Origin of the sequence: Vibrio kanaloae, from assembly GCF_024347535.1 — a bacterium.
GTDB lineage: Bacteria > Pseudomonadota > Gammaproteobacteria > Enterobacterales > Vibrionaceae > Vibrio > Vibrio kanaloae.
This window is the reverse complement of the sequence record NZ_AP025498.1, coordinates 1,348,409-1,360,687: the sequence shown is the minus strand read 5'-3', so window position 1 is coordinate 1,360,687 and position 12,279 is coordinate 1,348,409. Positions and strand designations below refer to the sequence as shown.

The 12,279-nt window shown below is 41.9% G+C and carries 9 protein-coding genes; 6 read left to right on the top strand and 3 right to left on the bottom strand.

What is annotated here, in order from left to right:
* Window positions 1-127 precede the first annotated feature (127 nt).
* Window positions 128-2,710, top strand: a complete 2,583-nt coding sequence (locus tag OCV24_RS20270; RefSeq protein ID WP_150878953.1) for a molybdopterin oxidoreductase family protein — start codon at window positions 128-130, stop codon at window positions 2,708-2,710.
* A gap of 406 nt (window positions 2,711-3,116) precedes the next feature.
* Entirely contained in the window at window positions 3,117-3,599 is a 483-nt protein-coding gene (locus OCV24_RS20265; protein WP_146448082.1) for a hypothetical protein, read from the top strand.
* Between the two features lie 113 nt (window positions 3,600-3,712).
* Here OCV24_RS20265 and OCV24_RS20260 read toward each other — a convergent pair whose 3' ends face one another.
* The 3 genes from OCV24_RS20260 to OCV24_RS20245 form a co-directional block, all read right to left on the bottom strand.
* Window positions 3,713-4,465, bottom strand: a complete 753-nt coding sequence (locus tag OCV24_RS20260; protein ID WP_150878955.1) for an abortive infection system antitoxin AbiGi family protein — start codon at window positions 4,463-4,465, stop codon at window positions 3,713-3,715.
* A gap of 2,857 nt (window positions 4,466-7,322) precedes the next feature.
* Window positions 7,323-7,445: a hypothetical protein gene (locus OCV24_RS20250; RefSeq protein WP_261878793.1), complete on the bottom strand. Its 123-nt coding sequence runs from the start codon at window positions 7,443-7,445 to the stop codon at window positions 7,323-7,325.
* A 276-nt stretch (window positions 7,446-7,721) separates the two neighbouring features.
* Window positions 7,722-8,318, bottom strand: coding sequence for a hypothetical protein (locus OCV24_RS20245; protein ID WP_150878963.1), 597 nt, complete (start codon window positions 8,316-8,318; stop codon window positions 7,722-7,724).
* 852 nt (window positions 8,319-9,170) lie between these two features.
* Here OCV24_RS20245 and OCV24_RS20240 point away from each other — a divergent pair.
* From OCV24_RS20240 to OCV24_RS20225, 4 genes are all read left to right on the top strand, one after another.
* A complete protein-coding gene (locus OCV24_RS20240) occupies window positions 9,171-9,584 on the top strand; it encodes a hypothetical protein (RefSeq protein WP_102387212.1) in 414 nt (137 codons plus the stop codon).
* A gap of 103 nt (window positions 9,585-9,687) precedes the next feature.
* Window positions 9,688-10,464, top strand: coding sequence for a phosphotransferase family protein (locus OCV24_RS20235; protein ID WP_137034291.1), 777 nt, complete (start codon window positions 9,688-9,690; stop codon window positions 10,462-10,464).
* 142 nt (window positions 10,465-10,606) lie between these two features.
* Complete coding sequence (locus OCV24_RS20230) at window positions 10,607-11,155, top strand: hypothetical protein (RefSeq protein ID WP_150878965.1); 549 nt, start codon at window positions 10,607-10,609, stop codon at window positions 11,153-11,155.
* A 186-nt stretch (window positions 11,156-11,341) separates the two neighbouring features.
* The gene (locus OCV24_RS20225; protein WP_046874683.1) at window positions 11,342-11,692 is read left to right on the top strand and encodes a cupin domain-containing protein; all 351 of its coding nucleotides are present in this window, start codon (window positions 11,342-11,344) and stop codon (window positions 11,690-11,692) included.
* Window positions 11,693-12,279 lie beyond the last annotated feature (587 nt).

Below are 12,279 nucleotides of genomic sequence, written 5' to 3'. Positions count from 1 at the left end.
ATTGGTTCGTTGTTGATATTTTTGTTTTTATTAAGTTGTTGTTTTTCAATAAAATTATTTTCTATTCATCAGCTGCTATTAAGTGGCGTGTTATTTGCTTGGTTTCAATTATTACAATTATGGATAATTGAGCGAGAAACGGATGACCGATTCAAACAGCGGCTGGATAAAATCGACCTGTGCTTATTGTGGTGTAGGGTGTGGAATAGAAGCGAGACCGACATCGCTAGGAAAACTTGAAGTTCGTGGTGATAAAGATCATCCATCAAACTATGGAAAGTTATGTACTAAAGGAATTGCGCTTGGTGATACCGTCACGCCTTTAGGTCGTCTTACACAGCCTGCTTATATTCAGAATGAGCAAAAACAACAGCTGGATTGGAACAGGGCCACTCAGTTGGTCGCAGACAAATTCAATCAAACCATCGAAGAATTTGGGGCCGATTCGGTTGCGTTCTATGTGTCTGGTCAGCTGCTTACCGAAGACTACTATGTTGCCAATAAACTGATGAAAGGCTTCATTGGTAGTGGCAACATCGACAGTAACTCTAGGCTATGTATGGCTTCAACCGTGGTCGGGCATAAGCGAGCATTTGGCGCAGACACAGTACCGGTTTGCTATGAAGATCTCGAGCAAGCTGATCTAGTCGTGATTACAGGTTCCAACCTAGCATGGTGTCACCCGGTACTTTTCCAAAGGCTAAGAGCCGCGAAACAAGCCAACCCAGCATTGAAAGTGATCGTCATCGACCCGCGTTATACCGACACCTGTGAAATCGCAGACATTCACTTGGCATTGGAATCCGGCTCAGACGTGGCGCTGTTTAACGGCTTATTAGGCTACCTCGACGATAACGACAAGCTAGATGCAGACTACATAGAAAACCACACTCAAGGCTTTACTGAATCGATTCGATCTGCAACCCAATACCGCTATACCGAAGCTGGCTGGGGCGACAAAAGCGTCCCTGAGCTCACAGGGTTAACAGAGCAGCAGCTAAAACAGTTCTACAGTTTGTTTGCATCGAATGAGAAGGTGCTGACCATTTATTCTCAAGGCGTGAACCAATCCACACAAGGGTGTGACAAGGTGAACGCCATTATTAACTGCCATCTAGCGACCGGGAAAATTGGCAAACCGGGCATGGGGCCATTCTCTGTAACGGGCCAGCCGAACGCGATGGGTGGGCGAGAAGTGGGCGGTTTAGCCAATACTTTAGCGGCGCACTTTGAATTTGGTGACCCGCAATCACACCAAACGGTGAGCGAGTTCTGGCAAACCGACAGCTTAGCCACACATGCGGGTTTAAAAGCGATTGACCTGTTTGATGCCATGAATGAAGGCAAAATCAAAGCCGTGTGGATCATGGCGACCAACCCAGTCGTGAGCCTGCCTGACAGCGAAAAAATCAAAGCCGCACTAGAGAAGTGCCCATTTGTGGTGGTGTCGGACTGCATTGCCGACACTGAAACCACTCGCTTGGCCGATGTGGTGTTACCCGCACAAGGGTGGAGCGAGAAGTCGGGCACTGTGACCAACTCTGAACGCCGAATCTCACGCCAACGCCGCGTGTTACCAAGCCCAGGGGAAGCCAAACCCGATTGGTGGATATTAAAAGAAGTCGCACAAAAAATGGGATTCAAAGAGCAATTCGAGTTCCGCCACGAAGGTGAGATCTTCAAAGAGTATTGCGAGATGACAGCGCTCGGCAATGAAACAGGTAAAGCGCGAGACTTGTGCTTAATTGGACTCACGCAACTGGATGAAAAAGGCTATGGCGAACTCACTCCACAGCAATGGCCAGTACTTGAGTATCAAGCAGAGATCATAGAGCAGCGTATGTTTACCAATGGCGAGTTCTTTACTGAATCTGGCAAAGCGCAGTTTATTGCAGTCGAGCACGACAAACCGATTGCCGATACCAGTGTCGAATTCCCGCTTATCATGAACACAGGTCGAATCCGAGACCAATGGCACACCATGAGCCGCACAGGTTTGGCGGCAGGTTTAGGTGAACACACCCCAGAGCCTTTTGTTGCGATGCACCCAGATACGGTTTCAGAACTGAACTTGGATGAATTCGGGCTAGATGCGTTTAACCACGCGACCATTAATCCAGTGGTGAAAGTGCGCAGCGCACAAGGGGAATGTCAAGCCCGCTTAGTGGTGACCAAAGAGATGCGCCGCGAACAAGTCTTCATGCCTATCCACTGGAATGCACCGACCGCCAAAGACAGCAAACCGTGTGACTTGATCTTGCCTCATACCGATGCCGCATCTGGTCAACCTGAATTCAAACATACCCCAGTAGTGGTTGAACCATGTGGTTATCGCAGTGAAGCCGCACTGGTCAGTGACAAGGTGATGGATTGCAGTGGTTTTGATTACTGGGTACGCCAAAGAGTGGAGGGCGGTTTTCTGTATCGTATCTCGTCATCCAAGAACCCAATGGAGTTGGTGATTCAGCTAGCTAACACCCTCGATGCCTTGCCAGAACCTAACGCGGAGGCGATAAAATCACTCCATTACCACGGCAATAAATCATTCAAGAACTACGGTTCTGCCAAGCTTGGTAAGTTTGGCGTGAAACAGGCGTTCGTGGTAAATAGTAACCTAGATCATGAAAGCATCAACTGGCTGGTGGAATGCCTAACCCGAGAAGCCGATGAAGAATTCGAAGCCGAATTTTTGAGCACCATGGCGAAGTAGAGGACACCTTCGTAATATAGAGCAATACCCCAAGGGTCTATATATTGCGGCTACTCGCCCAAATTAGAGACTATCTCTAAGCCGCTCATCTTTATAGCGTAATCTCGACAATCATGTTGCTATTATTTGGGGTACACGGCACCGAAGGCGTAATCGTTCATTGTCACACTGCGACCTAGTCATTCGTTTTCTGCATTTTTCTGATGTTTTATAGATAAAATCTGTATTTAGTCACATCTATTGCGTGAGTTAATCAGTAAGGTACTGTTATTAAATAGCTTATTAGACTCGAGCTGATCTGGATAGGTGACTAGACAGAATAGTTTCAGGGATAAAATGTAGAATTTCTCGGTCTAATAACTGTTAGGCACTAAGCTTTAAATTTAACAACAGTAAGGGTAAATATATGAAATCTTTAAACACTCATAAAGGTACTGTCGTAAGAGCAATAGTTGAGTTCAATGATGGAACAAAGGAATTTGTTGAGCCATTAAACGATAACGTCGGCGGTATAGTCTTGGATCCTACACGATTTAGTTCTGCATCATCTTTAACAATCCCACCTACCAATGAGGCATTTCTTATTTTAGATAATGGTTCAAAAAGTAGAAGTGTATCGAATAAATCTGGTTTTAAAAAAATTGAAGCTTTTGTCATATATCCAGATGGGACAACTTGGCAAGGACGTATCGACAATAAGTATGATGATTCATTTGCATTTCTTTGGTCTGATAATTTAATTCAAAAGAACTCGGATCAATCTGCCATTCAAAGCTTTTACGGTACTTTCCAGTGGGAAAAAATACCGACAACCTTAGTTCTTTTTGGGAATGTACTCTCAGGTGGAAACTGCGGAACTGGACACGCTTGTGGCAAGCAGTGCGAATAATTAATGCCTAACAAAGCATTTAAGAGTGATTCGCAACGCTTGGCAGTTTCGCTTCGCTCAAGTATAGCCAAGCGCCGCTCACACCTTAATGCGGCGTTATGTGCTATCTCAATTTACAAGTCCGTGTGTATCTGCTCAGCTGTAAGAACTCGCGTTAGTAGTTTATCCATATCGTCGTAAGGAATGTTTCCGTTTGTTTGTTTGAGATGGTGAACAAGAGTTTTAATGTCTGATTCGTCTTTGACAATCAGGTACTTGATATGGCTGATATCAAATTTTAATACTTGGTTTTTAATTTTTTGCATTGCTTTTGATCGCAAAGGATCATTTTCTGAACTATTAAAAATTTCTTCTCCCATAACCATTAGACAATCTGCACAAGTATCAGGCACAAACCTCCACTCTCTCTCATCATAAAATCTATAGTTTTCATAAACAGTGTTCTTTCGAATTAAATCGGCCTCATAGTTCTTGATGTATCTGAAAATATCGTAGAAACAGCGATTTGCTTTTGGTAAATGGTCGATATCACCTTCAATTTCATGTACAAACTTGTCGTAAGCTAGGTCTAAACACTGACCAATATTAGATTGCTTTTCTATATACAGTACTGGATTGAGCTTTGCTTGTTCAGCCCAAGTTTTTGTTAATCCTATACCGTATTTGCCATACTTTTTGACATGATCTTTAATTTGCGATAAAGGAATGTCGCAAAAGCTTACCATTGGCACGTACATTACATACTCTTGATTATTCAAGAAAACAGTTTCTTTACAATAGCTTACTCTAAATCCTGATGTTAATATTCCAAGGAGTGCTTTCTTCGTATTTGTAAAATGAATTAATGAATTTGAACTAAGTGCCATGGCTAACTTTCTGTATGATTTGTGTGCAATCTATTACTTATAGCACATAACAAAGCATTTAAGAGTGATTCCCAACGCTTGGCATTTTTCATTCCATCGTCGGGTTTAGTGTTTACGGTGGTCTGGTTGGGTTTCGTGGTAGCGTTGCTCACACCTTAATGCGGCGTTAGTTTGCAAAGGGCAGAAAAGCGTTTGTGGTCTAAAAGCGTTGTTCTACGCTCTAGCTATTCACCTGTTCGTTTTTCAATCTCACTAACTTTCCGGTGGCACTATATTGGAAGTGTTTGAGGTAGGTTAGTCACTTACTGGCTCTAACATTGTTGCTAATTCGTTGGTGCGTTTTCTTTGTCTTGGTGACTAATTTCGCTAACAAATGGCTTGGTCACACTTGGTTGTCAGGCTGGTCGAACGAATCCTTTGCCAGTTAAAGCGCTTCAAACCGTGGTTATATTCCGCATGTCGCTTCTTAGTCAAGTACGTTTTGTTGGTTGGGTTTGAATTCTGAGCTGTCCGTTTTACTTTTGTGTTCAAAGTCAGTAGCTTCACAACTAATTCAACACCTTGGCGCTAAACCTCTAGTTGCATCGCGGTGGCAAACTAACAAAGCGCTTAAGGCAGATTCGCAACGTGTGGCATTTTTAGTATGCGTTGATTTATGTGTTTAAGGTGTTATGCGGTGGCTTCGTATTGCGTTGCTCACTACTTAGCTTAGCGTTAGTTTGCAAGGAGCAGAAAAGCGTTTGTGGTCTAAAAGCTTTGTTCTGCGTTCTAGCTATTCACCTGTTATTTTCCAAAGACTTTTTCATCGAAATAGGCATCTCGCGTAGTCAGTTTTTCGGTTAATTAGCTTCCGTGCTATTCAATTCTTTCGTGTTAGTAAGATTCATTTCTCAACGTTCTTGCGCGCTTCTTCTTTGGTTTTGAAAGTTAAGCGGGAGCATTGAAAGGTGGTATTTGTGGCTGTCGGCATCTTCGAAAGTCTTCTTAGCCAAGTGCGTTTTGTTGGTTGGGGTTAAATTCTGAGCTGTCCGTTTTACTTTTGTGTTCAAAGCCATTAGTTTTATAGCTAATTCAGCACCTTGGCGCTAAGCCTTTGGCTTCATCGTGGTGGCAAACTAACAAAGCGCTTAAGGCAGACTCGCAACGCGTGGCATTTTTAGTATGCGTTGATATATGTGTTTAAGGTGTTATGCGGTGGCTTCGTATTACGTTGCTCACTACTTAGCTTAGCGTTAGTTTGCAAAGGGCAGAAAAGCGTTTATGGTCTAAAAGCCGTGTTCTGCGCTCTAGCTATTCACCTGTTATTTCCCAAAGACTTTTCATCGAAATAGGCATCTCGCGTAGCCCGTTTTTCGGCTAATTGGTTTCCGTGTTACTCATTTCTTTCGTGTTAGTAAGGTTCATTTCTCAATGTTCTTGCGCGCTGCTTCTTTGGTTTTGGAAGTTAAGTGTGAGCATTGAACATTGCATTTGTGGCTGTCGGTATCTACGAAAGTCTTCTTAGCCAAGTGCGTTTTGTTGGTTGGGTTTAAATTCTGAGCTGCCCGTTTTACTTTTGCGTTCAAAGCCATTAGTTTTATAGCTAATTCAGCACTTTGGCGCTAAGCCTTTGGCTTTATCGCGGTTGCAAACTAACAAAGCGCTTAAGACAGACTCGCAACGCGTGGCATTTTTAGTATGCGTTGATTTATGTGTTTAAGGTGTTATGCAGTGACTTCGTATTACGTTGCTCACTACTTAGCTTAGCGTTAGTTTGCAAGGAGCAGAAAAGCGTTTGTGGTCTAAAAGCCTTGCTCTGCGTTCTAGCTATTCACCTGTTATTTCCCAAAGACTTTTCATCGAAATAGGCATCTCGTGTAGCCCGTTTTTCGGTTAATTGGCTTTCGTATTATTCAATTCTGTCGTGTTAGTAAGGTTCATTTCTCAATATTCTTGCGCGCTGCTTCTTTGGTTTTGAAAGTTAAGTGTGAACATTGAGAATTGCATGTGTGGCTGTCGGCATCTACGAAAGTCTTCTTGGCCAAGTGCATTTTGTTGGTTGGGTTTAAATTCTGAGCTACCCGTTTTACTTTTGGGTTTAAAGCCAGTAGTTTCATAGCTAATTCAGCACCTTGGCGCTAAACCTTTGGCTTCATCACGGTAGCAAACTAACAAAGCGCTTAAGGCAGGCAGACTCGCAACGCGTGGCATTTTTAGTATGCGTTTATTTATGTGTTTAAGGTGTTATGCAGTGACTTTGTATTACGTTGCTCACTACTTAGCTTAGCGTTAGTTTGCAAAGGGCAGAAAGGCGTTTATGATCTAAAAGCTTTGTTCTACGTTCTAGCTATACACCTGTTATTTCCCAAAGACTCTTCATCGAAATAGGCATCTCGCGTAGCACGTTTTTCGGTTAATTGGCGGTCGTGTTATTCAATTCTTCCGTGTTAGTAAGGTTCATTTCTCAATATTCTTGCACGCTGCTTCTTTGGTTTTGAAAGTTAAGCGGGAACATTGAAAGGTGGTATTTGTGGCTGTCGGCATCTACGAAAGTCTTCTTAGCCAAGTGCGTTTTGTTGGTTGGGTTTAAATTCTGAGCTGCCCGTTTTACTTTTGCGTTCAAAGTCATTAGTTTTATAGCTAATTCAGCATCTTGGCGCTAAACCTCCGGCTTCATCGCGGTGGCAAACTAACAAAGCGCTTAAGACAGATTCGCAACGCGTGGCATTTTTACTATGCGTTGATTTATGTGTTTAAGGTGTTATGCGGTGACTTCGTATTGCGTTGCTCACTACTTAGCTTAGCGTTATGTGCTTGAAAGAGTGTTTATAACAAATTGGAAGCTAAAAGCCCTAAATATAGGGCTTTTGTCATAGTGTTATTTATGGTCGTGTGTTTTCAAACTTGGATGCTTAGGCTTATTTTCTGGAGTAACACGACGTCTTTGGTCTGTTTTTCCAGTAGATTCCGCTTTAGGTTTTGGTCCACGTTTAATGCTCATATATGTCACCTCTATAAGCTGGTTGTTAGCAATATTGCTCTACGTATTATACAACCAGTTTATCTGGATACAAAACCAGTGCTGTATGTTAGGTCAGTGTTCTTTGCTGAACGAAAGTACGCACATAACAAAGCGTTTAAGACGGATTCCCAACGCTCGGCATTTTCGGTTTGATTCAGCTTTAGTGTTTACGGCACAATGGTTTAGATAAGGTGGTCTGCGTTGCTCACCACTTAACGCGGCGTTAGCCATACAAAAGACGTCCATGTCCTTTGGTTATGCTGCTTCTTCCCAAAACTCTTCAAGATTCTTGATCTCTTTATTAATGCGAATGAACGTTTTTTCATAATCACCATTAAAAAAGAACTCTTTTCCTGTTGTAAGATCTAGGACTGAATACTCGAACTCATGATCACCGATGGCTTCCTCTGTCAATGCACAAATAATGTTTGCACGTTCTTGAGTCATCTTGTCGGAGCCGCTGAAGTGAAGTTTGACTAATCTGGGTTGCCCGTGTAACACGACGTGTAACTCGGGATTGCAGTTTATACTTGTACGTGAGTAGTTATAGTAATCTCTTGGTGGTGTAAAAGCAGTTATGTTTTTACCAGACTGCCAGTCCCTAAAATGATTAGCTACCAACTCAAAGTTAACTTTTTTACGTGAGTCTTTTTGCTTGCGGCAGACTTCGTAAAGATATGAAATATGTCTTTTCTTAGTGAACAAGTGCTTAATGGCTGTTCGAAGCGGCAAATAATAATCTTTGTAAAAAGCGTATGGACCGCGTTTCGATAAGCTTCTAATCTTTGTTTGCTTTGGTTTTCCTGACGCTACTACAATCGTAGAAAACTCGGATACACCTAATTCTGGCATATGTATTCCTCATTTTTTGGGGCAATATCACGTTAATTTTAAGTGCAATTGAATGCAATGTAACCATTGAGTCAAAGTGGTTATTTCATCAACTTGCATATAAATCTGTGAGTCTAGGTGTATGTTTTCTGCGCACAGTAGTGGCTAACAAGGCGTTTAAGAGGGATTCTCAACGCTTGGCATTTTCAGTTTGATTCGGCTTTAGTGTTTACGGCACAATGGTTTAGGCTAGATGGTGGCGTTGTTCACCCCTTAACGCGGCGTTAGTTTGCAAAGGGCAGAAAAGCGTTTGTGGTCTAAAAGCCTTGTTCTGCGTTCTAGCTATTCACCTGTTATTTCCCAAAGACTCTTCATCGAAATAGGCATCTCGCGTAGCCCGTTTTTCGGTTAATTGGCTTTCGTGTTATTCAATCCTTTCGTGTTAGTAAGGTTTATTTCTCAATGTTCTTGCGCGCTGCTTCTTTGGTTTTGAACGTTAAGCGGGAACATTGAGAATTGCATTTGTGGCCGTCGGCATCTACGAAAGTTTTCTTAGCCAAGTGCGTTTTGTTAGTTGGGTTTAAATTCTGAGCTGCCCGTTTTACTTTTGCGTTTAAAACCATTAGTTTCATAGCTAATTCAGCATCTTGGCGCTAAACCTTTGGCTTCATCGCGGTGGCAAACTAACAAAACGCTTAAGGCAGATTCGCAACGCGTAGCATTTTTAGTATGCGTTGGTTTATGTGTTTAAGGTGTTATGCAGTGACTTCGTATTGCGTTGCTCACTACTTAGCTTAGCGTTAGGCTATAATTTGACAAATTTGGTAACCAAAACTACGTTTAGTATGTAGTTGATCAAATAAGGTGGTTACTATGAGCCAAGTTATACGAATTTCTGACGAGATATACCGTCGCTTAGAAAATCATGCTGTGGGTTTTGATACTCCGCAGAATATCATCGAAAAGTTGTTGGACTTCTATGAAAACAGTGATGGTTCGCCTAATCAGTTGGTAGAAGCCAGTACACCACTCAAGGAAGCAATTCATTTGGATATTATTTACTATCCAAATGACATCCAGTTTAAGACAGATCTTCTAGCGTGTAAGGAAGCTTATATTAAGCTAACTAAAAATGATGGTACGAGTGAAATCAAGCACTGGAATGCCTCTCGATTTACTGAGGAATCTAGCGTTAATGGTAACCTTCGATCTGGCTTTCTTCGTGACTGGCGTAAGAAAGGTATTTGCAAGGCAGAGCTTTCCGCATATGTTGAAGCACTAGCCTAACAAAGCATTTAAGAGTGATTCGCAACGCTTGGCAGTTTCGCTTCGCTCAAGTATAGCCAAGCGCTGCTCACACCTTAATGCGGCGTTATAACGCAGGAGAGCTATGAGTACACAAGACTTATCAAAGATGGGTTCTGCTAGAGTATCTATTGAGACTTTAAGTGGGGTTAACTGTGTGCTTAAGCAAGGTGCATCAGAAGTGGAGATACATTTTTACCAATCAGCTGCACCGAAATTAAAGGGGATAAACACTCCAAGATTGTTAAAAATAGACAGAAACCATCTATACATAGAACATATTCCAAATCGTATATCGCTCAAAGACTTACGAACTAAGTCTGATTTATTTACTCAATTGGCAGCTCTTCATTGTTCTGAATACACTCCTACTTTTGAAGTTAAGAAGCATAAATGGACAGCCTTCGCAACTGACGAAGCCCTTAAAATATTAAACCTTCCCGGTGTTGTGGAGTCCTCAATAAAAGGGATACAGTCACTCTCCTATAATATCTTTGATTGCAAGGCGCTGATATCTGGTGACACCAATGACGGTAACTGGGGAACCCGAAAAAACGGAGATCTAGTGTTGTTCGACTGGGAGCGTTTTGGTCAAGGTAGTCCTGCTATTGATTTGGCACCTCTAGTTAGCGGCCTTGGTAGCGTCGCTGAATACAAGAAAATTGTTACTCAATACATCAAACACAACCCAGGACTCTCCAACATCGAGCTAATTGAGCATCTTATTATAGCTAAGTGCTGGATAGTTATAGAAGTCGTAAACATCTTAAATAGCCGAAACAACCCAGAGCAAGAAAAGTACATAAACTGGTATAGGGCTAACATTCCCAAGTGGTTAGCTTCAGTTGAAGATGCGTTATAACAAAGCGTTTAAGACAGATTCCCAACGCATGGCATTTTTCATTCCATAGTTTGGTTTTGTGTTTATGGTGGTATGTTTAGGTTTCGTTGTGGCGTTGCTCACTACTTAACGCGGCGTTAGGTGAAAGGAGTTCACTCAAAATATGAAGACCGTCTTAAAATCCTTAATGTTAGTGGTATCGATTGTTTCAGCTCTGGGTTGCCAAGATAAATCTGAGGTCTATGCAAATCCTCCTGGTCACTTGGTAGAACAAATAGAGGCTTATTTTCCGTTATCCATCAAGTATGTAAGAAAAAATGAAGAAATAGCCTTAACTCGAGGCGAACCTTTGTTGCCTCAATATCTCGAAATAGCACGTAGGATTGGCATTAAACACCCTGAGAAAGTACGTGTTTATTATGCGGATAAATTGCCTTTACCTGAAAACGAGTCACTTTTATTTCAGATGCAAAGGTTAGGCCTTGACTCTCCATATTTTACAGGCAATACATTTGGCTATGGCGTTTGGATTTCCACTAAAGCAAAGGGAGACAAATTGCTTCTTTCACATGAGTTAATTCATGTAAAGCAAGTGGAAGAGTTAGGTCTAGACGAGTTTACAAAAACGTATTTGTTGCAACTAGCAATCTTTGGCTATCGGGAATCACCAATAGAGCTGGAAGCTTATGAAAAAGCTGGTAATTATCTGTAATTTGTAGTTTTTCACCTAACAAGCAATTTAAGAGGGATTCACAACGCTTGGCATTTTTGCTTCTACTTCAAATTTGGTGTTTATGGCACAATGTTTAGGTTGGGTGGAGGCGTTGTTCACCCCTTAATTGGGCGTTATGGTGCTTTAAGGATCTGCGGAAAATAATCAGAAAGGAATTCGGAAAAAATGATACGTAATTTTTACACTTGTGACAAAGAAATCGACGAAAATAGCCATGATGGAGAAGGTTCAATTGATATCTATCGTGCATTTAGGCGTAAAGATTTCAATGGTGCTTGGGATTTCGCTATCCGTGTAGTTATGCCACCAGGAAGTTCTATGGGTGAGCATACTCACGGAGACGATGAAGAAATGTATATCATTTTGAAAGGTGAAGGCACTATGACCATTGAAGGTGAGGAAAGAAAAGTGACTTCAGGAGATATGATAGTTAATAAACGTTTTGGCACTCATGGTCTGGTTAATACATCGGCTAATGAAATTGAGTTGCTCATCATTCAAGCAAGTCTAAAATAAATCACCATAACAAAGCGTTCAAGAGGGACTCTCAACGCTCGGCGGTTTTGGTTCAAAGTTTGGTTTATGTGTTTACGGCACAATGACTTAAGTTGGGTGGAATGCGTTGTCGCCCCTTAACGCGGCGTTAGTTTGCAAAGGGCAGAAAAGCGTTTGTGGTCTAAAAGCTTTGTTCTGCGTTCTAGCTATTCACCTGTTATTTCCCAAAGACTTTTTCATCGAAATAGGCATCTCGCGTAGCCAGTTTTTCGGTTAATTGACTTTCGTGTTATTCAATTCTTCCGTGTTAGTAAGGTTCACTTCTCAATGTTCTTGCGCGCTGCTTCTTTGGTTTTGAAAGTTAAGCGGGAGCATTGAAAGATGGTATTTGTGGCTGTCGGCATCTACGAAAGTCTTCTTAGCCAAGTGCGTTTTTTTGGTTGGGTTTAAATTCTGAGCCGGCCGTTTTACTTTTGTGTTCAAAGCCATTAATTTTATAGCTAATTCAGCACCTTGGCGCTAAACCTTTGGCTTCATCGCGGTGGCAAACTAACAAAGCGCTTAAGACGGACTAACAAACGTTCGGCATTTTTGGTTCGGTTTCGTTG